Origin of the sequence: Pseudomonas deceptionensis, assembly GCF_900106095.1 — a bacterium.
In the GTDB taxonomy this organism is placed as follows: domain Bacteria; phylum Pseudomonadota; class Gammaproteobacteria; order Pseudomonadales; family Pseudomonadaceae; genus Aquipseudomonas; species Aquipseudomonas deceptionensis.
In genome coordinates, this window is the sequence record NZ_FNUD01000002.1 from 1,675,765 (window position 1) to 1,701,027 (window position 25,263).

Below are 25,263 nucleotides of genomic sequence, written 5' to 3' on the forward strand. Positions count from 1 at the left end.
TGATGAGCGCCCCGTGAAAAGCCTCGGGGCAAAAGACGCCGTATTTAACCACAAGCGCGCAGCCGAAACCAAAGGCTTGGCGCGGTCCTGATGAGCATGTCCGAGAAAATTCAACTTCGCGAAGAGGTGCCGTCCGAACTGGGTGGCCAACGCCTCGATCAAGTCGCCGCACAATTATTCGCTGAGCACTCGCGCTCGCGCCTTTCCGCCTGGATCAAAGACGGCCGCCTTACTGTGGACGGAGCCGTCATACGCCCCCGTGACACTGTGCACGGTGGTTGCATCCTGGAGCTGACTGCAGAGCAGGAAGCACAGGGTGAGTGGATCGCTGAAGACATTCCCCTGGATATCGTCTACGAAGACGATGACATCCTGGTCATCAACAAGCCTGCGGGCCTGGTGGTGCACCCGGCTGCAGGGCATGCCAGTGGCACTTTGCTCAATGCCTTGCTGCATCACGTACCGGACATTATCAATGTGCCGCGTGCGGGGATCGTGCATCGCCTGGACAAAGACACCACTGGTCTGATGGTGGTCGCCAAGACCATTCAGGCGCAGACGCAACTTGTTACACAGTTGCAGAGCCGCAGTGTCAGCCGGATCTATGAGTGCATTGTTATCGGTGTCGTCACCGCCGGGGGCAAGATCGACGCGCCCATCGGCCGTCACGGCCAGCAGCGCCAGCGCATGGCGGTAATGGAGGGCGGCAAGCAGGCGGTAAGTCATTACCGTGTGCTTGAACGTTTCCGTTCCCACACCCATGTGCGGGTCAAGCTGGAAACCGGTCGTACGCACCAGATTCGTGTGCATATGTCCCACATCAACTTCCCGTTGGTCGGAGACCCTGCCTACGGTGGTCGCTTCCGTATTCCGCCGTCTGCCAGTGTGACGATGGTTGAATCCCTGAAGTCCTTCCCGCGTCAGGCACTCCATGCTCGTTTCCTCGAGCTGGATCATCCGACGACCGGTAAGCGCATGAGCTGGGAATCGCCACTTCCGGACGACTTTGTCTGGTTGTTGACGTTGCTCAAGCAAGACCGTGAGGCATTCATCGGGTGAACACTTTCCTGATTCCTGACTGGCCTGCGCCGGCAGGCATCAGGGCCTGTGTGACCACCCGTGCGGGCGGCGTCAGTCTGGCGCCGTTCGACAGCTTCAACCTGGGCGACCATGTTGGCGACGACCCTGTGGCCGTTGCGCATAACCGCCAGCGCCTCACCCATATTTTTGACGTACAGCCCGCTTGGCTTAGCCAGGTTCACGGGGTTGTGGTCGCACCTGCCAATCCCGACCTGATTGTCGAAGCCGACGCGAGCTGGACGGCAACCCCAGGCATTGCCTGCACGGCGATGACGGCTGACTGCCTGCCTGCGCTGTTTTGCGATCGTGCCGGTACTCGCGTTGCAGCAGCCCATGCAGGTTGGCGCGGGCTGGCGGCAGGGGTGCTTGAAGCTGCAGCGCAAAGCCTCAATGTTGAGCCCCGGGATATCCTGGTGTGGCTGGGGCCGACGATTGGCCCCAAGGCATTTGAAGTGGGTGCCGAGGTTCGGGAAGTCTTTGTCACGGGCATGCCCGAAGCGGCTGGCGCCTTTGTGCCCAGTGTCAATGCCGGGCGCTACATGGCCGACATCTATGAGCTGGCGCGTCTGCGTTTGGCTCGTTTTGGCATCACCGCGGTATACGGTGGCGGTTTCTGCACTGTGTCCGACCCGCGTTTTTTCTCCTACCGGCGCAGTCCCCGCACTGGCCGTTTTGCATCACTGGTTTGGATCGAAAGACCGTCCAGCTGATCTGCGTCATTTTCCAAACGCTTGAAACTCCCGTAATCGCCCGCATCTACTATGGTATCTGGCAGGTTTCTTCATTCAGGAGTTTCCATCCCTCCGGCCTGCTCATAAGGAAGGTGACGAATGCGTATAGATAGATTAACCAGCAAGTTGCAGTTGGCGTTGTCCGATGCTCAGTCTTTGGCCGTTGGCCTTGACCATCCGGCCATTGAGCCAGCGCACTTGATGCAGGCATTACTGGATCAGCAGGGTGGTTCGATCAAACCATTGCTGATGCAAGTCGGTTTTGATGTAAACAGCCTGCGCAAAGAACTGACTAAAGAGCTCGATCAGCTGCCAAAAATCCAGAACCCTACTGGCGACGTGAATATGTCGCAGGATCTGGCGCGTCTGTTGAACCAGGCTGACCGTCTGGCGCAACAAAAAGGCGATCAGTACATCACCAGTGAAATGGTGTTGCTGGCCGCGATGGACGACAACAGCAAACTGGGTAAATTGTTGCTGGGCCAGGGCGTGACCAAAAAAGCCCTGGAAAACGCCATCAACAACTTGCGCGGCGGCGAAGCGGTCAATGACCCCAACGTCGAAGAGTCGCGTCAGGCGCTGGACAAATACACCATCGACCTGACCAAGCGCGCCGAAGAAGGCAAGCTCGATCCGGTGATTGGTCGTGACGATGAAATTCGCCGCACCATTCAGGTCTTGCAGCGCCGTACCAAGAACAACCCGGTACTGATCGGTGAGCCTGGTGTGGGTAAAACCGCAATTGCCGAGGGCTTGGCGCAACGGATCATCAATGGCGAAGTGCCTGACGGTCTCAAAGGCAAACGCCTGCTGTCTTTGGACATCGGTGCGTTGATTGCCGGTGCCAAATTCCGCGGTGAGTTCGAAGAGCGCCTCAAAGCATTGCTGAACGAGCTGTCGAAGCAGGAAGGGCAAATCATCCTGTTCATCGACGAATTGCACGTGATGGTGGGTGCCGGTAAAGGCGAGGGCGCAATGGACGCGGGCAATATGCTCAAGCCTGCGCTGGCCCGTGGTGAGTTGCACTGTGTGGGTGCCACCACGCTCAACGAGTACCGCCAATACATTGAGAAGGACGCAGCGCTTGAGCGTCGCTTCCAGAAAGTATTGGTAGACGAGCCGAGCGAAGAAGACACCATCGCGATCCTGCGTGGCTTGAAAGAGCGCTATGAGGTTCACCACAAGGTTGCGATCACCGACGGTGCAATCATTGCAGCGGTCAAGCTCAGCCACCGCTACATCACCGACCGGCAGTTGCCTGACAAGGCGATTGACCTGATGGACGAAGCGGCCAGCCGTATCCGCATGGAGATCGACTCCAAGCCTGAGGTGCTGGACCGTCTGGAGCGTCGTTTGATTCAGCTGAAAGTTGAAGCTCAGGCGCTGAAGAAAGAAGAAGACGAGGCGGCGAAAAAACGCCTCGAGAAACTGCAGGAAGAAATCCAGCGTCACGAGCGCGAGTACTCTGACCTGGAAGAAATCTGGACTTCGGAAAAAGCCGAAGTGCAGGGTTCTGCCCAGATCCAGCAAAAGATCGAGCAGGCCCGCCAGGAGCTTGAAGTAGCGCGTCGCAGCGGCAACCTCAACCGCATGGCCGAGTTGCAGTACGGGATCATTCCCGATCTGGAGCGCAGCCTGCAGATGGTCGACGAGCACAGCAGCAAAACTGAAAACCAGTTGTTGCGCAGCAAAGTCACCGAAGAGGAAATCGCTGAAGTGGTGTCGAAGTGGACCGGTATCCCGGTCTCCAAGATGCTTGAAGGCGAGCGCGACAAGCTCATGAAGATGGAAAGCTTGCTGCATGAGCGCGTAATTGGTCAGGACGAGGCGGTTGTGGCCGTGTCCAACGCCGTTCGCCGTTCGCGTGCCGGCTTGAGTGATCCGAACCGTCCAAGCGGCTCGTTCATGTTTCTGGGCCCTACCGGTGTGGGTAAAACCGAGTTGTGCAAGGCGCTGGCGGAGTTCCTCTTTGATACTGAAGAGGCGATGGTGCGTATCGATATGTCCGAGTTCATGGAGAAACACTCTGTCGCTCGACTCATTGGTGCTCCACCAGGCTATGTGGGCTACGAAGAAGGCGGGTACCTGACCGAAGCAGTACGGCGCAAGCCTTACTCGGTGATCTTGCTGGACGAAGTCGAGAAGGCTCACCCGGATGTGTTCAACGTGTTGCTGCAAGTGCTTGAAGACGGTCGACTGACTGATAGCCATGGCCGTACGGTGGACTTCCGCAACACGGTGATCGTGATGACCTCCAACCTGGGCTCTGCACAGATCCAGGAGCTGGTAGGTGATCGTGAAGCACAGCGTGCTGCGGTGATGGATGCAGTGAGTACGCACTTCCGTCCGGAGTTTGTAAACCGGATCGACGAAGTGGTGATCTTCGAGCCTCTGGCCCGAGATCAGATTGCCGGCATCGCTGATATCCAGTTGGGTCGTCTGCGTAGCCGTCTGGCTGAGCGAGACCTGAGCCTTGAGTTGAACCAGGAGGCTCTGGATAAGCTGATCGCGGTGGGTTACGACCCTGTGTATGGCGCACGCCCTCTGAAACGTGCGATCCAGCGCTGGATCGAAAACCCGTTGGCTCAACTGATTCTGTCCGGTCAGTTCTTGCCAGGCACCACGGTTGTAGCCAGTGTGAAAGACGACGAAATCGTCTTCGTATAAGGCTCTAAACCGGTGTTTTAAAGAAGGCCTCGCTTTGCGAGGCCTTTTTTTGCTTAGGGTGTTGATCTGTAAGGAAAACGCTTGTAAGATGCGCCCCGCAGTAAGTCACCCGCAATGGCAACTTGGCCCAAACCGAGAAGCCCGCTAGAAGAGCTAAGTAATTGTCTTCTAACGAAAAATAAGGGTTGACAAGGGTTTTAAAGCTTGTAGAATAGCCGACCTCAGAGACGCCAACGCAGCGATGCGAAGAACTCGAAGAGTGTTGTAAAGGTAGTAAAGAAGCACCGTTGTAGATTGAAATATGTAGTTCCGCGATAGCTCAGTTGGTAGAGCAAATGACTGTTAATCATTGGGTCCCTGGTTCGAGTCCAGGTCGTGGAGCCATTTTCAAGCCGGGGTATAGCGCAGTCCGGTAGCGCGCCTGCTTTGGGAGCAGGATGTCAGGAGTTCGAATCCCCTTACCCCGACCATTTTTGGGTCGTTAGCTCAGTTGGTAGAGCAGTTGGCTTTTAACCAATTGGTCGTAGGTTCGAATCCCACACGACCCACCATTTTTGGCTCCAGCTAACCCTGGAGCTAGATCTTAAGATCAGAGGCCAAAAGCACTGATCGCAGAAGGCGCCTCTAGAAGGTGCCTTTTTTTTACCGGGGTATAGCGCAGTCCGGTAGCGCGCCTGCTTTGGGAGCAGGATGTCAGGAGTTCGAATCCCCTTACCCCGACCATTTTCTGCCCGGCAGTAATGGGTGTAGAAAATAAGGTACTGATGCCAATCGCATCAGATGCCATAAAAAAAGCGTCCTTCGGGACGCTTTTTTTATGCCTGTAGAAAACCTGTCGCCGCTGCCTCAGGTTGCAGGAGCTGCGGATGCAGGAGGCGTACTTGTACCCGCGGTTGCAGCCTTGTCGTCCGCGGCTTGAAGATCCTGCAAGGCCGCAGAATACTGATCGGACTCGGCCTTGGGCACCATCTGCCACGACGGCTTGCGCAGCGCGTAGAAGATAAACGGTGGCGCACCTGCTACCACCAGCCCCAGCAATAAAACTCCCGCGTACTCGAAAAACGGCATGCTGCTGAAATTATTTGGCGGGATAAAGCCGAAAATCAACGCCACGCAGGTCGAAAACAGCCCCAGGTAGCACCAGCCGTGAAGCCCTTTAAGCACATAGCCGCGTTTGACGTTGGGCTGTGTCCTGCGCAGTTTCATGGCGGACATAAACATAAAGACGTAAATGATCAGGTACATCAGCGCGGCCATGGCACTGATCATCCAGAACGCATCCGACACGTTGTCGATAAAGATGTAGATAGTCGACAGCAACGTCACGATCACCGCCTGTAAATACAAAATGTTTTTTTGCACACCCTTGCTGTTCACTTTTTGCATCACGGGTGGAAGCATCCCGGCCTTGCCGACAAACAGCAGGCCTGTGGATGGGCCCGCAGTCCAGGCCAATACCCCGCCCAATGCGCCGATGATCAGCAAAATTGCCATGATGGGCGTTGCCCACGGCATGTTGAAGCCAGCGAAGAAGGCGGCATAAGCCTGAATCACACCGGCAGTCAGGCTGGTGGAGTCAGCAGGGACTACCAGCGAAATCGCCACGGTCGGTGGGATAAACACCAGCAGGATCATAAAGAAGGCCAGCAGAATCGCCCGGGGCATTTCTTTTTGCGGGTTACGCAATTCGCGAGCGTGAATGGCGTTCATTTCGATACCGGCAAACGCCAGAAAGTTACTCACAATCAGTACCAGGCCGGTGATGGCGCCCGTGAATTCGCGCCACAGGTCCGGGTGCAGGTTGTGTGAGCCGGCTCTGACGGTGGAATGAGTGTCGAAAATGGCCGGAATCAAGGCCTCCCAGGTCAGCGGCGCGGCGGATTTATGCCCCAGCACCAGCCAGGCCACACCAAGCAGTACCAGCAATGCAGCAGGTAAGGCGGTACCCAGCAACATGAACCATGACGTCAGTTTCGACAGCGTAGTCAGCCCATTGAGCGCTACAAAGGTTGATAGCCAATACAGCACGATGATCACCGCTGCAGTGAAGACTCCACTCTTGGCCAGTTCCGGGTTGATCAGATAGGCCATGGTACTGGCGGCAAAGCCGAGCACGATGGGGTACCAGACCACCACCTGAATCCACATGAACCACATGATGAAAAAGCCGGGCCGATCGCCGTAGGCTTGCCTCACCCAGCCATAAATCCCGCCGTTCCAGCCCGTTCCCAGTTCAGAAGCGACCAGCGAAACCGGGATGAAAAACAGCAGTGCCGGAATGACGTAGAGAAATACTGAGCCCAGGCCATATACGGCCATGCTCGGCAGTGAGCGGATACTGGCAACGGCTGCAACCATCATGAAACAGATGGTGAGCCACGACATGTAAGTTTTACCTTTGCTGGCGGTAGCCATAAATGCCTCCCTTCATTTCGCGTGATTAGTGCAGCAGGCTCAGGTTGAGCGTGCGGCTGAGGTGTTCGGCGGCCAATTGACCGCGCACGCTGTTACCCGCCGCATCCAGTGGCGGGGCAAAAGCGGCGATGGCGCACACACCGGGCACCACGGCCAGAATTCCGCCGCCGACTCCGCTTTTTCCTGGCAGTCCGACCTTGTAGTACCAGTCGCCCGTGGTGTCATACAGCCCGTTCAACGTCATCTCGCTGAGGATTGGCGCCACGTTTTTGGCCGCCACGACTTGCTTGCCGGTGACTGGGTTGACGCCGCCGTTGGCCAGCGCTGCGCCCATGGTCACCAGGTCATGGCAGGTAATCGAAACCGAACATTGGCGGGTATACACGGCGCACACCTCCATAGGGTCTGCGTACATGTAGCCGTAACTTTGCAGCAGCCAGGCAATGCCGCGGTTGTGTTGATTGCTGGAGGCTTCGGAGGCGTACACCTCTTCGTTAACGCTCAATTGGCGCCCGGCAAAAGCGTTGTAAGTGGCCTGGATCTGCTCCCAGCGGGCTTGCGGCGTCTGGGCTTCAAGCAGGCTGACAGTGGCCATCGCGCCGGCGTTTACAAAGGGGTTGAGCGGTCGGCCCTTGTGCAGTTCCAGGGCAACGACCGAGTTGAAAGGTTCGCCCGTCGGGTCGCAGCCGATTTTGCTGCGCAAGGCCTGTGGCCCTAACTCATCCAGTACGTGAGCAAGGGTAAATACCTTGGAAATCGACTCGATGGCGAAGGCGTAATCGGTGTCACCGACCTGCGCATGGGTGCCATCACAAAACATGATGCTGATGCCGAATAAATGGGAGGGCACCGAGGCCAGGTAAGGGATATAGCTGGCATTTTTGCCGTGATGATTGCTGGAAAACCGTTGCAGGGCTTCCTCCAGCGCCTGTTTCACCGTGCTGTCGACGGTTGTGGGTCTTTGTTTCATTGCGCTCGCTCCGTGAGTGCTTTCAGGAATCGAGACTATAGATCGGAAAATTCACGGTGGTCGGAAATCGGACGGCAGACTCGAAATGCTTGTCTATGCTGGCTGGGTCGAAGCTGAGTCCGTGGGGAAAAGCCAGGCTCGGTTGTTGTCCATTACTCAAGGAGAGTTCACATGGCACTGCACCGCATCAAGCGCAACACGGACGTCGATCCCGTATTTGGTTCTTCTGCTCTGGCTCACGCCGCGGCGACCAAAAAATTCCCCGAAGCCGAGCAACCGGCGCGAGAGGTTTACCAACTGGTACACGATGAGTTGTACCTGGATGGCAACGCCCGCCAGAACCTCGCCACCTTCTGCCAAACCTGGGAGGAGGATGAAGTTCACAAGCTGATGGACCTGTCGATCGACAAGAACATGATCGACAAGGACGAATACCCGCAATCAGCTGAACTGGAGAGCCGCTGTATCCACATGCTGGCGGACTTATGGCATTCCCCGTCGGCGGCCAGCACTCTCGGCACCTCGACGGTGGGCTCCAGCGAAGCTTGCATGCTCGGTGGCCTGGCTGCGTTGTGGCGCTGGCGGGCGGTGCGAAAGGCGGCAGGGAAGCCGACCTCGACGCCGAATATGGTGTGCGGGCCGGTACAGGTTTGCTGGCACAAATTTGCCCGTTACTGGGACATAGAAATCCGTGAAGTACCGATGTCGGAAGGGCATTGGTTCATGACGCCTGAAGACATGCTGGAGCGGGTCGATGAAAACACCATCGTGGTTGTGCCAACCTTCGGTCAGACGTTTACCGGTCTGTATGAACCCGTAAAACCGCTGTCCGATGCGCTGGACGATCTTGAGAAAAGCACCGGTCTGAGTGTTGATATTCACGTCGACGGCGCCAGTGGCGCGATGCTGGCACCGTTCTGTGCGCCCGATATTCTTTGGGACTTCAGGGTGCCACGGGTCAAGTCCATCAGCACGTCCGGTCACAAGTTCGGGCTGGCGCCGTTGGGAGCGGGCTGGGTGGTATGGCGCGACGTGAAGGAGCTGCCTGAGGGGCTGATTTTCCACGTCAATTACCTGGGCGGTGATATGCCGACCTTCGCCTTGAACTTCTCGCGTCCGGCCGGGCAGATCATTGCTCAGTACTACAACTTTTTGCGTCTGGGCCGTGAGGGGTATGAGCGTATTCACTCGGCGTGCTACGAAACAGCGCAGTTTTTGGCCAAGGAACTGGTCAAGATCGGGCCGTTTGAGATGCTCTACAACGGCGACCCGCAATTGGGGATTCCGGCGCTGACCTGGCGTTTGAAGCCGGGAGCAAAAACCAGCTACTCACTGTATGACCTGGCAGATCGCCTGCGCATACGCGGTTGGCTGGTGCCGGCTTATAGCTTGCCGGCCAACGTCGAAAAGGTTGTGGTGCAGCGGATTCTGGTGAGGCAGGGCATGTCGATTGACATGGCCAAATTGCTGCTGGCGGACTTCGCTCGGGATATCCAGTTCTTTGCAGAGCATCAGCCCCACGGCTTTAAAGGCCGTGAGGCCGAGGCTGGAAACCACGCCGGGCGCTGACGTTTACACCTGTAGCCGCTGCCGAAGGCTGCGATGGGTTTGGTGCTATCGCAGTCTGCGGCAGCGGCTACAAGGTATGTGGGCGCTTAGTGCAGTTTCAGACGTGGCTCGGTGCCGCGTCCGATTCTGCTGCCCAACATCAGCATCAAGGTACGGAACGTGCCGTACAGCGCCATTTGGTGCATGCGGTACAGCGAGATGTAAAACATCCGTGCCAACCAGCCTTCCAGCATTACCGAGCCCATCAGGCTGCCCATCAAGTTACCCACAGCCGAAAAGCTCGACAGGGAAATCAGCGAGCCATAATCGCGGTACTTGTAGTCTGGCAGTTGCGATTTGCCTTCAATTCGCAGTTTCAGCGATTTGGCCAGCAGTGACGCTTGCTGGTGAGCCGCTTGGGCGCGAGGCGGCACCATTTTGTCTGTGCCCGGTTGCGGGCAGGCCGCGCAGTCACCAAAGGCGAAAATATTGTCGTCCCGGGTGGTTTGCAGGGTAGGGCGCACCACGAGCTGGTTGATGCGATTGGTTTCCAGGCCGGCGATTTCCTTGAGAAAGCCCGGTGCACGAATCCCCGCAGCCCACACTTTCAGGCTGGCAGGAATTACCTGACCATCTTTAGTGATCAAGCTGTCAGCAGTGACTTCACTGACGGCGGAGTTGGTGAGCACTCTCACCCCGAGTTTTTCCAGGGTTTTGTGCACAGGCCCGCCAATACGGTCCGGCAGTGCGGGCAACACCCGTGGGCCGGCTTCGATCAGGGTGATGTGCATGTTTTCAGGCTTGATGCGGTCCAGACCGTAAGCGGCCAGTTCGTGTGCCGCGTTGTGCAGTTCGGCGGCCAGCTCTACCCCGGTGGCGCCCGCGCCGACAATGGCGACGCTGATCTGCTCGACCGTATCGCTTTGCCCTGCGTGCGCACGAAGGTAGTGGTTGAGCAGTTGCTGATGGAATCGCTCGGCCTGCTTGCGGGTATCGAGGAACAGGCAATGTTCGGCCGCGCCCAGGGTGCCGAAGTCGTTGGTGGTACTGCCCACGGCAATCACCAGGGTGTCGTAAGCCAGCTCGCGGGCAGGAACCAGTTCCTGGCCGTTTTCATCGAGGGTTGCCGACAATGAGATCTTTTTCAGCTCACGATCCAGACCGCTCATGCGGCCCAGCTGGAATTGAAAGTGATTCCATTTGGCCTGGGCGACGTAGTTGAGTTCGTCTTCCGATGAGTTCAGCGAGCCGGCAGCAACTTCATGCAGCAGCGGTTTCCAGATGTGGGTCAGGTTGGCATCCACCAGCGTGACGCTGGCTTTGCCGCGCTTGCCCAGAGTCTTGCCCAGGCGGGTCGCCAACTCCAGGCCGCCGGCGCCGCCGCCGACGATAACAATACGATGGGTCATGGGTATCACTCACAAGGCTTAAAAGAATTCTGTGCTCAGTGACCCGGGCGAGCGCAACGCAGCTCATAGCACCAGGTAACTCAGTAGGCGGCTCAACAGGCCCATGCCAATCACCGCGATCACCACCGCCCCAAGGAGCAGCCAGGGCCTGAAAGGCCGGCGCTCAACCTGGTTTTGTGGCAGTTGCAGGTACTCTTCGACATGCTTCAGATCATCTGGGTTCAGGCGGCTGGGCATTTTTTTGGCCTCGTCAAATAGACGTTGCAGGAAGTGTAAAAGCTACAGCATTGATTAACCGGGATGAAAAGAAGCATAGCCGTCAGGTCCCAATGGCTCGACCCGCAGTTCGTCCTCCAGACGAATGATCCCGCTTTCGATCACCCGGGCCGTGATTCCTCCGTGGCCACGTACTGCCTGGAACGTGCCCCGACCCAGGCGCTGTTCCAGTCGCGCACACGGCTGGCACCAGCCAGTGGTTTCAAAAATGGCTTGGCCAATCTTGAAACGTCGGCCTTTGAGGCTGAACAGGTTGATCCCGCTGATCACCAGATTGCGTCGTAAATCCTGGGCCAGGACCGGATGCTCCCTGGATCGCCCCAGCAGGGAGTTGATGACGGCGATGTGCTCCCACTGAATCAGCGTCACTTGTCGGGCATTACGGGCGCCGGGCCGGGCATGATCGCCAGTCAGTCCGGCTTCACGACGGGCTTCTACGGCGTCCAGCTCAAGCATGTCGGCGCGTGACTCGGGGCGCACCCCAATCCAGCGCACTCGACCGGTTTGCGGAACGTCAGCAATCAGCTCTTGCAGGGGACTCACAGGCTGATACCGACATCGAAAATAATGCTGCGCCCCAGGTTATTGCGCAGGAAGTCCGGTGCATCGGGTTGCGCAAACAGCACACGGGCAAACGTCGGCCCTACCAGCGACAGCGAGCGCCAGCCCTGGCGCAGGTATTCGGTAGGCGGCGGAAAGTGGCTGTTGAGGTCCAGTACTTCGCGCTTGAGGCTGGAAAACGCAATGATGTCCAGTTGCCCCAAGTCGATATCGCGTTCTTTATAGTTGTTGGCTTTTTTGTGCAGGGTGGGGCCTAAACGCTGCAACAGCTTGCTCGCCGGAATCCGCTTGGGCCGTGCTTCGCGGCGTACCAGCTGGCTCAGGGAGTAGGCGCTGCGACGACGCTGCAGCTCTTCGCGCCATTCGTCGTTAAGGCGTCGGCCTTCATCGAGCACAAAGAACACCTCAAAGCGCGCGTCGCCGAACAACACATCCGGCGGCTCTTGCCCCGCCTGGGTGAAGTCTTCGGTGTGATACGGGATGTTCAGGCCTTGCAGCAGGCGCTGGCAGACCCAACGCTCACGCTCCCATTTGCGGGCATTGGATAAAAAGGCATTGGCCTGTTCGGCCTGAATGGTGAGCAGGCGTAAATAATCTGAGTCGTCCATGGGGGCAGCTTAGCCCCGAAACAGGTGTTACTGAAAGTCCGGGTGTAGACTCAGGCGCATCAGCAGCATTGGCATCAAACAAGGAGGGTTGAGCGGTGTGCTTTAACAAGGCTGGGTTACAGGTGCGCAGATGATCGGGGCCGAGGTGTTATCCACACAAACGCAGGTAATCGGCTGGCTGCTCTATGCCCCTGTTGTGCTGTGGGCGATCTGGCGAGCGCCCTGGGTTGAACTGTTTGCCGACACACGGCGCCAGCACTTGCTGTTCGGTACGGTGTTCTCGTTATTTTTGCTGTGGCTGGTGCGGCGCGACTTTGACAGCGGCGTGTCTTATCACTTTATTGGCCTGACCGTAGTCACCTTGCTGCTCGATTGGCCGCTGGCGATTGTGGGTGCGCTTGTTGCCCAGGTCGGGCTGGTGGTGCTGGGGCGTCAGGATCTTGCCGCGATGGGCGTCAATGGCGTGTTGCTGATTGTGTTGCCGATCGCCGTCACCGAATGCTGTGCGCGCATGGTCGAGCGGGCGCAGCCGCGAAATCCCTTCGTGTATATCTTTTGCTCGGGCTTCTTTGCGGCAGCCCTGGCCGCGCTGCTGTGTGTGCTGGCGGTACTGGGCGTGTTGTGGCTGGACGGGTTGTTCGTAATGCCGGAGTGGCTGGAAGACTTTGTGGGCTATCTGTGGCTGATCATCTTTCCCGAAGCGTTTATCAACGGGATGCTGGTCACAGCACTGGTGGTGTTTTGCCCTGAGTGGCTGGAAACCTTCAACCGCACGCGCTACCTGGCTGCGCCGTGGAAGGATGACGGGCCCAACCAGGGCTGACGGCTACTTCTGTTTGGGGGAGTCGGACTTGCCCGCGCCACCCCCCCAATGGTGCCTGTGATTAATGGAAGCGCTCGGGCAAATCCTCGGAGAACAAATCGTCTTCAGCATCCGGGCTGACCGGAATCTTGTGCTCTTCCGATGCCCAGGCACCCAGATCGATCAATTTGCAGCGGTCAGAGCAAAAAGGCCGGAAAGCGTTGCTGGTATCCCACTGCACGGCTGTGCCGCAGGTCGGGCAGTCTACGGTCATAGGTTTGGTCATGGTTGGCCTCCACGCAAAGTTAAATAGAAGTGATGCAGGCGCTCGACTTCAGTCTGCAGCGCTTTTAAATCGTTGTCATTGACCAACACATCGTCAGCGTGGCGAAGGCGTTCTTCGCGGCTGGCCTGTGCCTTGAGAATGGCCAGTACTTGCTGCTCGCTGGTGTTGTCGCGCGCCAGGGTGCGTTGAATCTGCAGGGCTTGCGGGGCATCGATCACCAGCACGCGCTGGGTTGTCGTGTACTGCCCGGACTCGATCAGCAGCGGAGAGACCAAAATGGCGTAAGGCGATTGTGCCTGGGCCAGGTTGCTCGCGATCTCTTCACGAATCAGCGGGTGCAGCAGGGCTTCAAGCCAGCGGCGTTGCTCGGGGTCGGTAAAGATCAGGTTGCGCAAAGCGCCGCGATTGAGCTGACCATCGGCTTGCAGCACATCATTGCCAAAGTGCTCGGCAATTTTGGCCAGTGCCGGGCGCCCTGGTTCGACGACCCAGCGTGCCGCATGATCGGCGTCCACCACGTGCACGCCGAGCGCGCAAAAATGTTCGGCAGCGGCGCTTTTACCGCTTCCGATGCCGCCGGTCAGCCCGAGAATCCAGGGAGTGGAAGGTGCAGTCATCACGTCAAACCGAAATCTGCCAATAGAAGCCGGTTATTTGACCACCCCAGAGCAATGCAATCCAGCCGGCAATTGCCAGATACGGCGCAAAGGGGATCGGGGTGGACGTCTGGGCGCGGCGCAAAGCCAGAAGGCTCAAGCCCACAATCGCGCCCAATAGCGAGGAGAGCACAATGGTCAACGGCAAAATCGCCATCCCGCCCCAAGCGCCGAGCACGGCCAGTAACTTGAAATCACCATGGCCCATGCCGTCCTTGCCGGTAATCAGTTTGAATATCCAGAACACCGACCACAGGCTGGCATAACCCAGCGCCGCGCCCCACACGGCCTGGGGCAGGGTGGTGAACACCTCGAAACTGTTCAGCAGCAACCCGAGCCAGAGCAGGGGAAAGACCAGCATGTCGGGCACGATTTGATGTTCGGCATCGATCAGGCAAATAGCCAGCAACCCCCAGGTCAGCACAAGCATCCAGCCCGCTTGTGCGCCAAACCCCAGATGCCAGGCGACAAAAGCCGACAAGAGCCCGCATGCCAGTTCGGTAAGGGGGTAGCGCGGGCCGATAGCGCTTTTGCAGTGTGAGCACTTGCCACGTAAGAGCAGATAGCTCAGTAACGGAATGTTTTCCCAGGGCCGCAGTGAGTGCTGGCACTTGGGGCAGTGGGAGCGGGGCAGCAGCAAGTTATACACAGGGCTTTGGGCGGGGGCGGGCAGGTCCAGCAGCTCGCGGGCCTGTGCCTGCCAGTCCTGTTCGAGCATTTTTGGCAAGCGCCACGCCAGCACATTGAGAAAGCTGCCCACCAGCAAGCCGAGTATCAGGGCGCAGGCGATAAAAGCGTCGGGGTGATGGTTAAACAGGTCAATCATGCTCAGATCACTCGGCCCAGGTTGAAAATCGGTAAATACATGGCGATGACCAGCCCGCCAACCATGACTCCAAGTACCGCCATGATCACCGGCTCCATCAGCGCTGTCAGGTTGTCGACCAGGGTGTCGACCTCGCTTTCATAATAGGTGGCAACGTGGTCAAGCATATCGTCCAGTGTGCCGGATTCCTCGCCAATGGCGGTCATCTGAATGGCCATGCCCGGAAACACGCGGACATTACCCATGGCTACATGGATCTGGCTGCCGGTTGCTACCTGTTGCCTGACTCGCAGCACCGCGTCTTTGTACAGGCTATTGCCCGTGGCGCTGGCCACCGAGTTCAGCGCTTCAAGCAGCGGCACACCGGCAGCGATCATGGTCGACAGCGTGCGGGCAAAGCGGGCCATGGCGGACAAGTGCAGCAGGTTACCCATTACGGGCAGTTTCAATAACCATCGATCAACCCGGTTGCGCAACGGGGCAGAGTACTTGTAACGATGGTGCAGGCAAACAAGGGCGCAGCAAAAGATCAGCAGCCCCCACACGCCGTAAGCTTGAAGTACCTCTGACAGGCTGATTACCCACAAAGTGAACTCAGGAAGCTGTGCGTCGAATGAGCGGAAGATGCCCTGAAACTGCGGCACCACTTCAACCAATAAAATCGTGCACACCACCAATGCCACCAGCAGCACGGCGATGGGGTAGGTCATGGCTTTTTTGATCTTCTTTTTCAGGGCCCGGGTTTTTTCCTTGTAGGTCGCCACCCGTTGCAATAACACATCCAGGGCACCTGCCTGCTCGCCTGCTTCTATGAGGCTGCAAAACAGTGGGTCGAAATGTGCCGGCTTTTTACGCAGTGCTGTTGCCAGGCTGGTACCGGCGTTGATGTCCTGCTGGAGCCCGGTTACCAGCTGGCGCATTGCCGGATGCTCCAGACCGTTGGCAATCACTTGCAGAGCTTGCAGCAGTGGAACGCCGGCGGTGATCAAGGTGGCCAGCTGGCGGGTAAACAGGGTGATTTGCAGGGCGTTGATGGATTTTCCGGCAGGAGGCTGTCCGTTCGTATGGCGCCGGATTTTACCAACGGTAATACCTTGGCGGCGTAGCTGAACCCGGACCATGGCCTGGCTGGCTGCCGTGGTCTGGCCGCTGATTTGAGCCCCCTTGAGGTCAGTGCCTTCCCACCGATAAAGGCTGGTTTTGACGGCCTGTGTTGCCATGGGTCCATCCCTGGCGCGCTTCGCGCCCGGCTGTGTGTGAGTCTCAAAGACTAGATGCCTTGAGCCTCGACTTGTCCGCTCGAGCATGTCCAAAGGTGTCAACGATGCAGTTGTGGAGCATCCGCCCACTAACCTTGATAGCCTGTGCGCACTTTTTTGGCTGCACAGCATTGCTATGGCACCTCGTCGTGCCCTTTATTCGGAGGCTTCACGTGAAACAACAAAAAGGCTTCACCCTGATCGAATTGATGATTGTGGTGGCAATCATTGGTCTGATCGCTTCATTTGCATTTCCGGCTTACAACGACCATGTCATGAAGACCCGTTTTGCCGAAGTGAACACGATCGCCAACACCTACAAGACCGCTGTCGCCCTGTGCTTGAGCGAGAGCAACGATCTGACGGTCTGCGATGCAGGCACCCACGGCATTCCGGCCCCGGCGGAACCGACGGACAACCTGGCGGCAGGCATGACGGTGATCGATGGCGTCATAACCATGGCTGGCACTCAGGCCGCAGGCGGCTGGGTCAGCGTGCTAGTGCCAACGTTGAATGGCAGTACGCTGACCTGGACCCAAAACGGCACATGCCTGGCCAGTGGTGCCTGTAAATAGCTGCTGATTGCCGCGCTTTCCCTGCGGTGCTAGTTTTACGGGCACCGCCGGTGTAGCTCAGTCGGTAGAGCAGCGCACTCGTAACGCGAAGGTCGCAGGTTCGATTCCTGTCTCCGGCACCAGTTAATAGGTTTAGGCAGTGCCAGGCAGTATCATGTAACCCCAAGAAGCCCGCTTAATGCGGGTTTCCTGTTCAGGCTGGTGCCACCTAGTCCAGCCCGAGCGCTTGTCTTATGAGTGCCCTAACGAGTACCTTTAGATGGTTCAATAATCTATGGGTACTCAGGATGTCTTTGACGGCTTTGCAGGTAAAGAATGCTGCGCCGCGCGAGAGGGACTATGGCCTTGCCGACGGCGGTGGTCTCTTTCTATGGATTCGCACGGTGGGCGGTAAGTCTTGGCGTTTGCGATTCCGTCTCGATGGCAAGCAGTCGCACATTTCTCTTGGCACTATCGATAAGGTAACCCTCGCACAGGCGCGGCAGCTTGCTTCTGACGCTCGCCAGCTTGTGGCACAAGGGCGGCATCCTGGGGTCGAGCGTAAGGCTACGCGAGCCCAAGCCGCAATCTCTCGCGCCAATACGTTCAAGAGCCTTGCGCTGGAGTGGCATCAACATAAGTCGCCACGCTGGTCAGCAGGTTATGCTGATGACGTTACAGAAGCCTTTGAGTTAGATATTTTCCCCCATGTGGGAAGTTTCCCCTTAGCCGAAATCAAGCCCATGCAGTGGCTACAGGTTTTTCGCCGCATAGAGTCGCGAGGTGCTTTGGAGAAGCTGCGCAAGGTCCGGCAGCGCTGCCAGGAGGTCTACCGCTTCGCGATTGCCACTGGTCGCGCGGACTACAACCCAATCGCAGACATCGGAGGGGCTCTTCAAACCCCTATATCTCGACACTATCCCTTCTTGCCTATTTCAGAAATCCCGGCGCTCATACGCAGTTTTCAAGCTTGCTCTGGCCATGACGTAGTTAAGATCGCAACCCGCCTGCTAATTCTCACTGGAGTGCGCACGGCTGAGCTCAGAGGCGCACCTTGGTCGGAGTTTGATCTCGACAAGGCGCTGTGGCTGATCCCAGCTGTGCGTATGAAGATGCGCCGCGCCCATCTGATACCGCTCTGTAAACAGGCAGTAGCTGCACTGCGTGAGTTGGAAAGCATTACTGGTGGTTACACGCTTGCACTACCTGGTCGTAATGATCCGGCAAAACCCATGAGCGAGGCCGCCATCAACCAACTGCTCAAGCGCTCCGGTTACGACGGTCGTGCTACGGGTCATGGATTCCGTCACACGATGTCTACCACTCTGCATGAGCAGGGATACCGCAGTGAGTGGGTCGAAACTCAATTGGCGCATGTGGATAAGAACAGTATTCGCGGTACCTACAACCATGCCCAGTATCTGGAGGGGAGGCGCGAGATGCTTCAGTGGTATGCCGACCATTTAGATATTTTGTCATGCCGCGCTACCGGAGCATCCTCTGAAAGTGGGGAGAGCGCGTATGAATGATGATTTGATGCGTCTGTCTGATTTGGTTCCAGAGTACGTTCGTTGCTACAAGGTCAGCACCCAAGAAGCTGCATTTGCTCTCCATGAACTAATTGAAGAACTATATGTTGAATACGGTGTTAACCAGTGGCTCCCCAGCTCAGTCAATAATTTTTTTTGGGTCGGAAAGTCGGGGAGTGCGAAGCGCTCTCCTAGGTCATACGTGTTCTATTTTCAGTTGCTTAGTAAGTATTTCTACGATCTTTTTGATTCTCCAGCTGAAATCGATAAAAGCCTGGTGAATTGTTACTGTGAGGACGATCAGCAATCTAAGAATATCCCAGCAAGTATTGTATATTTTTCTAAAGCTGCTCTTGGTAAGTGGGCTCTTGATGCAGGAATTGAAGTTCCGAGTTTTCTGCTGAATGGTATTGCAGGTGAGGAAAATGAAGGCGGTGACGAGCGGAAGGGGTTTCAAACAAAAGAGTTAAACTCAATTAGCCTGATCATCAACGGTTTGATTAGCCTGATAAAGGAGGTTGATAAAGTCCATGTCGAGCAGCCCCTTGATGATGCGGCTAGAAGACGTGCAACTAGTATTAAACATCGTGTTTCAAAGCTTCGCTCGTCTCGTAAGAGTTTTGATTTGGGTTTGGCAGTTTTATCTCTCGCAGATGCAGCAGACATTGACATGCCCAAAACTCAAAAAACCCTTCGAAAATATATGGGGGATGATTTTTCCTATGGTGAAGATGAGTCATAGGAAAAATTGGAATTTCCTCTGAAAAAATAGCAATTGCCACGACTCACCGCCCGAGATGCCATTAAATCCTTAGCCATCCAATCCGGTTCTTAGGAGACCCGTCCAGATGGCTACTCAATTCGCCTCACCTTTACTGCTTCGCCTTCCTAATGTCTGTGCCCAAGTGGGGCTGAGCAAATCGCAAATTTATCGGCTTATTCGGGCGGGCGAGTTTCCCGCTGGGATTTCTCTCGGAGCGAATTCTGTAGCATGGCCTTCTGAGCAAGTTAATGCTTGGGTTGCTGAAAAAATCAGTGCATCCACTCGTTAATGATGGCATACCAATATGCCAATTTCTCCCCGTACCTCTGCCATACTAGCAAGGCATGTAAAACGCTCTTGTACAAAGCCGAGAGATGTTGAGGCGGCACATATTCGTAGTGTACTACCGAACTGGTCAGACTCGGTTCGGCGCGTGCCGAACCTTGTTCTTCGTTCAGCGCTATTTAGTGCAATGGGCAAAGATCCACGCCCATATGTGGTGCAACTTGAAATCCATTCACAAGGTGGCATCAGCATCATGTACACAGGAGTTTTGCTTGATCAGCTTGATTTGGATGTATGGGAGGCAGTGCTGCATATTGCGCGCTTTCAGGAGCTCGGCGCTGAATGCAGGATAACAGCCTATCAACTACTGAAAGTACTCGGTAAAACTGATTCTGGGAAAAATCGTAAAGTCCTTAGTGGGCAACTTAGTCGAATTACGGCGACCGCACTACAGCTAAGAGTCGGTGACTATGCATATGAGGGAAGCCTGATTGATGAGATATATCGTGATCACGGCGCTCGTAGTAAAAGTTATGTGATTCGACTAAATCCAAAACTCCTTAAATTATTTGAGGGCGACCAGTTCACTGATGTTGATTGGTCTATTCGTCAGGAACTGCGTGGAAAACCAATTGCGAAGTGGTTGCATGGTTTCTATGCATCCCATGCCAATCCATTTCGTTTAAAAATCGAAACTCTGCACCGACTATGTGGGAGTAGAGCCAAATCTCTAGATGACTTCAAGACGGATCTGGTCAAAGCGCTCGATTCCTTGGCACGAGCAAGCAACGCCGCAGGTCAGCCCTTCAGCTATGCAATTGAGGGTGCCTTGGTGCGAGTCAAAACTACTCCGAGCTCTTCGCAGCGTCGACATCTAGCCAATAAGTGCTGATGCCGTTCCAGCGCCCGTTCGATACCGTTCTAGCACCCGTGACTACCGTTCCAGCACTCCGACAATATAGTTCTTGCCCCCCTATGGTTACCGTTCCAGCACTCCTGTATCACGGTGCTGAGATCGCTCCGGAGCCCAGTAGGAATAGGCGTTGCACAGATTTTTGCAGGAGGCACTAATCAGTTTTTAATCATTCTTAATCTTCAGTCCCTAAAGCGCTATTTCTAACGTCCGAGATAATGCGTGGACACGTCCTCACGAGAGTGTCCCAATTCTTCGACAACCGCCATGCGTGCAAAACGATCCAACTCCCAGTTATGGGATCTGAGGTTTCCTCCTTCAATCGGTGAGCTGTTACCTGAGTAGTGGGTATAACGCTCATTGGCGAAGGCGTGACGCAGGCCATGTGAGGTAACGCCAAGCTGAACCTTGGTCAGCCCAGCTTTGGCGACAATACGGCTGTAGTGGCCCAGCGCTTGTTTCAACGACTTACTTGGATCGGAAGTGCTCGCGGTACGGCGATCTGCATAAGCCTTAGCTCTATCAATCAGCTCTCTGCGCTCAGGAGTATCGATGGGTACCGTGCGGTCCCGCCCGCCTTTCGTGCCGATGCTGACAGCCAAGTAGCTGCCCTTGTCCGCCAGGTGAGGGCGCAGCATGATCGACTCCTTTACCCTGAGACCAAACCGGAGCTGAAGCTCCACCTGAAGTGCTACACGTTCATCCAGGGCGCGTAGGTCATCCAGTTTTTGCGTCGCGCTAACTCCGTTTGCCTCCCAACTCTTGTCCTGAGTATTGATCGAAGTTCTGGCGGCCTCATGGTTCGGGAAATAACGCTCGGTGCTCTCCACCATGCCTTCTTTGCCAATCCAGGAGGTGAATGTTCTTAGGGTGGAGAGGCGGTTTTGCAGGGTCGAGGAGGAGAGCTCCCTGCTCAGCCAGTGTCGGGTCAGCGCCTCCACATGACGGCCTTTGAGCTGACTGACACTGTCGAGCTTGTAGCCCATTTCTCTCAGATCGGTGAATGCCTGATAAAGCACGGTCGAGCGCTTGTGCTGCGTTTCATGACTGGCAATTGTCCCATCCGAGGCCTTAATGCCGTTGTGCTCTTTGAGCACGGATGCCAGTGAGGATTTCCATCCGGCCATAACTGCTCCTGGTGTTTCTAATGAATATGTAGTTGCGCGCAGGGGGATACGTGAAAGCGAACTTGCTGCCAGTAGCACGGTTTCCCGCACACAAAGGCACCCCGGAGGGCGGACAACCCATTTTGGGTTCCGGCCAGCCTGCTGGGCTGGTTTTGCATCGTTGATACGGTCTGCGGTGTGACGAACCCTGTTGCGTCATCATCGAGCCGCGAGCAATGCTCAAAACGTGCAGCGATGAAAAGCGCGATGGGGATTGCCAGCACCCTAACTTCGCACCTGGATGCGGTTACTGCTATTTACGTAACGTGCGCTCCAGGACTCCAACCGCCCTGGTCGTGACGTGATGTGTGCCAGTGAAGCAAGTACGGTTTGCACCCACGTTCACTGTCTGCCCCCGCTGGCAGACCACACCTTGGGCGGGAAGCGCCAGGCGCTCTCAATGGATCATCACTACTGCATCAAGCTCGAACCGAGATCCCAAGCCAAGCGTTGAGAACCACCTCCTTCGTAGATTGGCACCCGTCCAAACTACGACCCAGGGGCGTTGGTACGGACGCCTTTGGTCTGTAGTTGCAGGTCAGGCTGATGACAGCCTCAACCCACATCGACCTTCGCCCTCACTGCGATGACGCGGTGAGGGCGGAGGCGGTTGTTCCAGAGAATCAAACAACCTGTAGCACGAGACTCGTTGTCGCGAGTTTCGCCCTTTGCAGGGCTCATCAGTCGTGCGCGAAAGTTTTCTTCACCTGCTGTGATCATTTCTCGCAGACCATCAAACCCAGTGCAACCGAACTCGGTGCAGTTGCTTCACCCCACTCTCTTTTCTGGCTTTCAGCTCAGAAAAGAGAGTGGGGCGCCCACACGACGCGCGATGATGGGGATGACCACATAGGGGCTCAGTAGAGGCAGACCTGACGCTCGTTATCTCGGCTGGTCAGATCAACAATGATGGGACACCATGAGCAGGTTTTTCTCCCCGCCAAATACGCTGGGTTCTGGATAGACTTCCTCAGCGATTTGGTTGCAGCGCGGGCTAGGCATGAACCGATGCAGGAGAGCATGTGAATACGTTTGACGTAGTGCTCTACAACTCACACGGCGCGTACTCAGGCAGAGAGTAAAAGTTCAGAGCCTTCAGAATTGAAGGGCGAATAGTTTCAGGGCAAGAGGGGCGGCAGCGACCGCCCTGGTGTCGGCGTTGACGTCAGATAGTTGGGGCTCGCCGGCACGGCCCACCATATCCAGAAACCTCAGAAATCTAACGGCAAACCGCTCGGTAGCATCGTACTGCGTCTGCGCGGCTGCAGAAATGCACTGAGAAATACTGCATTCACACTTCCCAGGCGCTGGGAGTTCATCGTGAATCCGCCGCAGCATCCTGGCGAAAATCCCCCCAGCCATTGGGAATCACGCAAAAACCACTGAGAAGTAAACGGCCTTCACTGCTTCACCATCAGGGTGCCGTGGTTATTCCCTTCAACCCCGCTTCGGCGCTCTCAGATCCCAGTGCGGGAGCCGACGATTTTTCCCTGCTGCTCGATGACACATAGGGACCACGGGGTAGCGTGGCGACTCATTACGAGCGGAGGTGATCTGTATGGGGCGAATTTTTGTGGGTGTTACCTGCGTAGGCGCGGGCTTCTGGTTGGGCTCCTATCGTCTGGTGCCGTTGTGGGCGATCTTGGTGTTGGCCTTTATCGGAGCTGGCCTGTGGTTGCTGGCGAAATGGCTAGAGCGGCGGGAGACTGACCGATGATGCGGGCTGATCTTGATGAGCTGATGGTCGTCAGCTGTCTGTGTCCAGGTATGAAGTGGTCGTCCTCCGTGACGCGGCCTGTACTCATCTCTAGAGAAGGCAACGTCCTGCGCCTGTACTGGATGCCCTTGTTGCTGTGCCTGGATGAATATCGCGCCGGGATTTTTATCGGGCAGCTCAACCGAAATGGTGATGCGTTAACTGAGTGGGTGATGCCAAAATGACATCAATTCGTAAGTGAAGATCACTGCGCCGAAAAAATTAAAAGTAATGAAGGACGTTATGCATACGCTAATAAAATTTGCCACAGCTGCTGTTACTGGAGCTCTCCTCTCTGGCTGCGGAGCCGAAGACTTCACTGGTGCATACCGATTCAAAGACTCAAGCATGAATGGAACCATGGTTCTCAATATTCATGGCTCTGAAGCAGAAGTCTTCGGGGACTTTGGGAAGGGCGGCATCAAACCGCTCGGTAAAATGAACGTGTCGGTTAAAGATGAAAAACTACTTCTTGATGCTGTTAGTGGCACGACTCGTCTGGTTATGAAGCGTAATGTCGATGAGCGGAATCTTGACTGCCTTAATTGCAAGGTTCTAGGCATGAGTGCGGATGAGCATGTTTGGCAGTATGACCCCAAAGGGCCGTATGACGTGGGTCAGATGCTTGAGGAGCAAGCCCGTAGAAAAGAGGAAGCCCTGAATGTCGAGTTGGAAAAAATGCAGAAGAAAACCCTGGAAAAGATACGCCGGGATTCCGAGGCCCCGAAGCTGACACCATATGAAGGTGATTGGGTATATCAGCGCACTACGAAGCATGATCCTTTAACCATCATGGGCATCTGGCGTGGAAAACAGATCAGGGTTTGGTCGTTCACGTTCGAGAATATGGATCGACTGGGGTATGAGTCTCCAGGATTTGAGGTGACGGATACTGGCTTGAAGGTCGGAGCTGGTTCTAGCGCTGCCCTGTATACCCTTAGCGCGGACAAAAATGTACTGACCTGCGTGGGCTGTAGTAAACCAGTGAGCTGGGTCAAGGCTGATCCGAAGAAGGATCTGAGTGATCGTTATTACGCCCGGAAGATAGCTGGAAACCCTTAGTTACAGCTCCTGGTGATCGGCGTCGGTGAATACTTGCGGGAGCTCGTCGACGTCAGATTAACCCAAGGTTCGCAGGCAGATTGGGAGCAATTCAACGACTTTGCCCCATCCGCTGCCCATGCCCATGACCTATCTCTGCCAGTGCCGGTTGGTGCTAGATGCTGGTCTAACTGCGGCCATCTGACGCGAACTCGTGGGTGTGCCGCCGAGCACACGAAACTGCATCAAGTTCGGTGGAGGGTAAAAAGGAAAGTTGATAGGGTTATTTTTTACAAATAACTTTGAGGTTTATGATGCTTTTGCTACCTATCGATTATGCCGGTTGCGTTGAAAATCCTCATTTTTCAAGTATGGATAGACAGTATTGTAAAAGAGGTTGGAGTGCTCTTGTTTATAGAGCAAATGCAAGTTTAAAAATTGCAGCATTCCTGCCAAAGGATAAAGAAGGATTAAAAATAAATGTTGTCGGACTTCAGCAAGGCTTGTATCTCGCTTTCGGTGCCACTGATGGTTCGGAAAAGTTACGCTCGTTATATGTCGTGGAAACGGTTACTGCTACTGAGATTTCGCTCAAGCCTGTAGAGGAATGCAATGTGCCAGCTATCTACGAAATAGATATTGCTGGGCGATACAGCCTGTATTTGTTGGAAGCCAAGCAGGCTATGCTTGAGGCGCAAATTAACGATGTCAGGAAGTGGTTGTTAGAATACAAGGGGAACAAATAGCGAAATGGCTTTTTTTCTCTAGGTTTTTTTCGTTTCAATTAAAGTTAATGTGTAAGCGAGCGGTGAACACGCCCACCGATCTCACAAATTAAGGGCGATGGTGTCCGCCTATTTTGATCTGACCCCCAGAAGTTGGACATCACCATTGGGGGATGTCATGGAAAAATATACAGAGCAGGTAAAGCTCTCGGCTGTCAGGGATTATTGTTCCGGAAGCGCAGGCCACAGAGAGGTTGCGCATAGACATGGCGTCGATGTTTCATCGCTTCGAAAGTGGATCGCGGCATACCAGGCGCTCGGTGCTGCGGCGCTGATGAGTTTGATCCAGTCAGCCAAGCTCAACGGTAAGCGCCCGGCGAAGTCACCTAGCTGAGACCACCTCGAAGATCGTCTGAAAGGTGCCTGAAGTCGAATGC

General features: G+C 55.7%; 26 protein-coding genes and 5 tRNA genes. 20 read left to right on the forward strand and 11 right to left on the reverse strand.

Features of this window, described 5'->3' with window-relative positions:
• The first annotated feature begins 96 nt into the window (after positions 1 to 96).
• The 7 genes from rluD (at position 97) to BLW11_RS07660 (ending at position 5,201) form a co-directional block, all read left to right on the forward strand.
• Complete coding sequence (rluD, locus tag BLW11_RS07630) at positions 97 to 1,059, forward strand: 23S rRNA pseudouridine(1911/1915/1917) synthase RluD (protein ID WP_048359543.1); 963 nt, start codon at positions 97 to 99, stop codon at positions 1,057 to 1,059.
• The gene (gene pgeF / locus BLW11_RS07635) at positions 1,056 to 1,790 is read left to right on the forward strand and encodes a peptidoglycan editing factor PgeF (RefSeq protein ID WP_048359269.1); all 735 of its coding nucleotides are present in this window, start codon (positions 1,056 to 1,058) and stop codon (positions 1,788 to 1,790) included. Before rluD ends, pgeF begins: the two co-directional genes overlap by 4 nt.
• Before the next feature lie 120 nt (positions 1,791 to 1,910).
• Positions 1,911 to 4,478 carry an ATP-dependent chaperone ClpB gene (gene clpB, locus BLW11_RS07640; RefSeq protein WP_048359268.1) on the forward strand — a complete coding sequence of 856 codons (2,568 nt, stop codon included), beginning with the start codon at positions 1,911 to 1,913 and terminating at the stop codon, positions 4,476 to 4,478.
• Between the two features lie 308 nt (positions 4,479 to 4,786).
• A tRNA-Asn gene (locus BLW11_RS07645) sits at positions 4,787 to 4,862 on the forward strand.
• A 9-nt stretch (positions 4,863 to 4,871) separates the two neighbouring features.
• Positions 4,872 to 4,948: transfer RNA gene (locus BLW11_RS07650), tRNA-Pro, on the forward strand.
• 5 nt (positions 4,949 to 4,953) lie between these two features.
• Positions 4,954 to 5,029 (forward strand) — tRNA-Lys (locus tag BLW11_RS07655).
• Between the two features lie 95 nt (positions 5,030 to 5,124).
• Positions 5,125 to 5,201: transfer RNA gene (locus BLW11_RS07660), tRNA-Pro, on the forward strand.
• Between the two features lie 123 nt (positions 5,202 to 5,324).
• Here the strand turns inward: BLW11_RS07660 and BLW11_RS07665 are convergent.
• The gene (locus BLW11_RS07665; protein WP_048359267.1) at positions 5,325 to 6,893 is read right to left on the reverse strand and encodes an amino acid permease; all 1,569 of its coding nucleotides are present in this window, start codon (positions 6,891 to 6,893) and stop codon (positions 5,325 to 5,327) included.
• Between the two features lie 25 nt (positions 6,894 to 6,918).
• Positions 6,919 to 7,863 (reverse strand): glutaminase A, encoded by a 945-nt coding sequence (gene glsA / locus BLW11_RS07670; RefSeq protein ID WP_048359266.1) that lies wholly within the window; start codon positions 7,861 to 7,863, stop codon positions 6,919 to 6,921.
• Positions 7,864 to 8,034: 171 nt separating this feature from the next.
• On the opposite strand from glsA, the gene gad reads away from it, so the two are divergent.
• Complete coding sequence (gene gad / locus BLW11_RS07675) at positions 8,035 to 9,432, forward strand: glutamate decarboxylase (RefSeq protein WP_048359265.1); 1,398 nt, start codon at positions 8,035 to 8,037, stop codon at positions 9,430 to 9,432.
• 86 nt (positions 9,433 to 9,518) lie between these two features.
• Here the strand turns inward: gad and BLW11_RS07680 are convergent, their stop codons facing one another.
• From BLW11_RS07680 to BLW11_RS07695, 4 genes are all read right to left on the reverse strand, one after another.
• Positions 9,519 to 10,820 carry an NAD(P)/FAD-dependent oxidoreductase gene (locus BLW11_RS07680; RefSeq protein WP_048359264.1) on the reverse strand — a complete coding sequence of 434 codons (1,302 nt, stop codon included), beginning with the start codon at positions 10,818 to 10,820 and terminating at the stop codon, positions 9,519 to 9,521.
• Positions 10,821 to 10,883: 63 nt separating this feature from the next.
• Positions 10,884 to 11,057, reverse strand: a complete 174-nt coding sequence (locus tag BLW11_RS07685) for a DUF3094 family protein (protein ID WP_048359263.1) — start codon at positions 11,055 to 11,057, stop codon at positions 10,884 to 10,886.
• Positions 11,058 to 11,111: 54 nt separating this feature from the next.
• Positions 11,112 to 11,639, reverse strand: coding sequence for an MOSC domain-containing protein (locus BLW11_RS07690; RefSeq protein ID WP_048359262.1), 528 nt, complete (start codon positions 11,637 to 11,639; stop codon positions 11,112 to 11,114).
• Positions 11,636 to 12,265 (reverse strand): DUF1780 domain-containing protein, encoded by a 630-nt coding sequence (locus BLW11_RS07695; RefSeq protein ID WP_048359261.1) that lies wholly within the window; start codon positions 12,263 to 12,265, stop codon positions 11,636 to 11,638. The genes BLW11_RS07690 and BLW11_RS07695 overlap by 4 nt, the downstream gene beginning before the upstream one ends.
• Positions 12,266 to 12,395: 130 nt before the next feature.
• On the opposite strand from BLW11_RS07695, the gene BLW11_RS07700 reads away from it, so the two are divergent.
• A complete protein-coding gene (locus BLW11_RS07700) occupies positions 12,396 to 13,088 on the forward strand; it encodes an energy-coupling factor ABC transporter permease (RefSeq protein WP_048359260.1) in 693 nt (230 codons plus the stop codon).
• A 61-nt stretch (positions 13,089 to 13,149) separates the two neighbouring features.
• Here the strand turns inward: BLW11_RS07700 and yacG are convergent, their stop codons facing one another.
• Genes yacG through BLW11_RS07720 form a run of 4 tightly spaced genes read right to left on the reverse strand, consistent with a single transcriptional unit; the run spans position 13,150 to position 16,055 of the window.
• On the reverse strand, positions 13,150 to 13,353 hold the full coding sequence (gene yacG / locus BLW11_RS07705) for a DNA gyrase inhibitor YacG (RefSeq protein WP_048359259.1): 204 nt from the start codon (positions 13,351 to 13,353) through the stop codon (positions 13,150 to 13,152).
• Positions 13,350 to 13,970 carry a dephospho-CoA kinase gene (gene coaE / locus BLW11_RS07710; RefSeq protein WP_048359258.1) on the reverse strand — a complete coding sequence of 207 codons (621 nt, stop codon included), beginning with the start codon at positions 13,968 to 13,970 and terminating at the stop codon, positions 13,350 to 13,352. Before coaE ends, yacG begins: the two co-directional genes overlap by 4 nt.
• A 4-nt stretch (positions 13,971 to 13,974) precedes the next feature.
• Entirely contained in the window at positions 13,975 to 14,835 is an 861-nt protein-coding gene (locus BLW11_RS07715) for a prepilin peptidase (RefSeq protein ID WP_048359257.1), read from the reverse strand.
• A 2-nt stretch (positions 14,836 to 14,837) separates the two neighbouring features.
• Positions 14,838 to 16,055: a type II secretion system F family protein gene (locus BLW11_RS07720; RefSeq protein WP_048359256.1), complete on the reverse strand. Its 1,218-nt coding sequence runs from the start codon at positions 16,053 to 16,055 to the stop codon at positions 14,838 to 14,840.
• Positions 16,056 to 16,267: 212 nt separating this feature from the next.
• Here BLW11_RS07720 and BLW11_RS07725 point away from each other — a divergent pair, with 212 nt between their 5' ends.
• The 6 genes from BLW11_RS07725 to trfA all read left to right on the forward strand — a co-directional run bounded on the left by BLW11_RS07725 (position 16,268) and on the right by trfA (position 20,117).
• On the forward strand, positions 16,268 to 16,669 hold the full coding sequence (locus BLW11_RS07725) for a pilin (protein WP_048359255.1): 402 nt from the start codon (positions 16,268 to 16,270) through the stop codon (positions 16,667 to 16,669).
• Between the two features lie 46 nt (positions 16,670 to 16,715).
• Positions 16,716 to 16,791: transfer RNA gene (locus BLW11_RS07730), tRNA-Thr, on the forward strand.
• Between the two features lie 165 nt (positions 16,792 to 16,956).
• The gene (locus BLW11_RS07735; protein ID WP_048359254.1) at positions 16,957 to 18,177 is read left to right on the forward strand and encodes a tyrosine-type recombinase/integrase; all 1,221 of its coding nucleotides are present in this window, start codon (positions 16,957 to 16,959) and stop codon (positions 18,175 to 18,177) included.
• A complete protein-coding gene (locus tag BLW11_RS07740; protein ID WP_048359253.1) occupies positions 18,170 to 18,919 on the forward strand; it encodes a hypothetical protein in 750 nt (249 codons plus the stop codon). The genes BLW11_RS07735 and BLW11_RS07740 overlap by 8 nt, the downstream gene beginning before the upstream one ends.
• 106 nt (positions 18,920 to 19,025) lie before the next feature.
• Complete coding sequence (locus BLW11_RS07745; protein WP_074836734.1) at positions 19,026 to 19,229, forward strand: helix-turn-helix transcriptional regulator; 204 nt, start codon at positions 19,026 to 19,028, stop codon at positions 19,227 to 19,229.
• Positions 19,230 to 19,244: 15 nt separating this feature from the next.
• Positions 19,245 to 20,117, forward strand: a complete 873-nt coding sequence (gene trfA / locus BLW11_RS07750) for a plasmid replication initiator TrfA (RefSeq protein ID WP_082136236.1) — start codon at positions 19,245 to 19,247, stop codon at positions 20,115 to 20,117.
• Positions 20,118 to 20,341: 224 nt separating this feature from the next.
• On the opposite strand, the gene BLW11_RS07755 is transcribed toward trfA, so the two are convergent.
• Entirely contained in the window at positions 20,342 to 21,265 is a 924-nt protein-coding gene (locus tag BLW11_RS07755; RefSeq protein WP_053069529.1) for a phage integrase N-terminal domain-containing protein, read from the reverse strand.
• Positions 21,266 to 22,862: 1,597 nt separating this feature from the next.
• On the opposite strand from BLW11_RS07755, the gene BLW11_RS23775 reads away from it, so the two are divergent.
• The 5 genes from BLW11_RS23775 to BLW11_RS23630 all read left to right on the forward strand — a co-directional run bounded on the left by BLW11_RS23775 (position 22,863) and on the right by BLW11_RS23630 (position 25,220).
• Entirely contained in the window at positions 22,863 to 23,021 is a 159-nt protein-coding gene (locus BLW11_RS23775; protein ID WP_139272528.1) for a DUF4175 domain-containing protein, read from the forward strand.
• A complete protein-coding gene (locus BLW11_RS07765; protein WP_048359251.1) occupies positions 23,018 to 23,245 on the forward strand; it encodes a hypothetical protein in 228 nt (75 codons plus the stop codon). The genes BLW11_RS23775 and BLW11_RS07765 overlap by 4 nt, the downstream gene beginning before the upstream one ends.
• A gap of 13 nt (positions 23,246 to 23,258) precedes the next feature.
• Positions 23,259 to 24,122 carry a hypothetical protein gene (locus BLW11_RS07770; RefSeq protein WP_338152521.1) on the forward strand — a complete coding sequence of 288 codons (864 nt, stop codon included), beginning with the start codon at positions 23,259 to 23,261 and terminating at the stop codon, positions 24,120 to 24,122.
• 293 nt (positions 24,123 to 24,415) lie between these two features.
• Positions 24,416 to 24,847, forward strand: a complete 432-nt coding sequence (locus tag BLW11_RS23780) for a hypothetical protein (protein WP_139272530.1) — start codon at positions 24,416 to 24,418, stop codon at positions 24,845 to 24,847.
• A gap of 157 nt (positions 24,848 to 25,004) precedes the next feature.
• Entirely contained in the window at positions 25,005 to 25,220 is a 216-nt protein-coding gene (locus BLW11_RS23630) for a transposase (RefSeq protein WP_157395867.1), read from the forward strand.
• Positions 25,221 to 25,263: the final 43 nt, after the last annotated feature.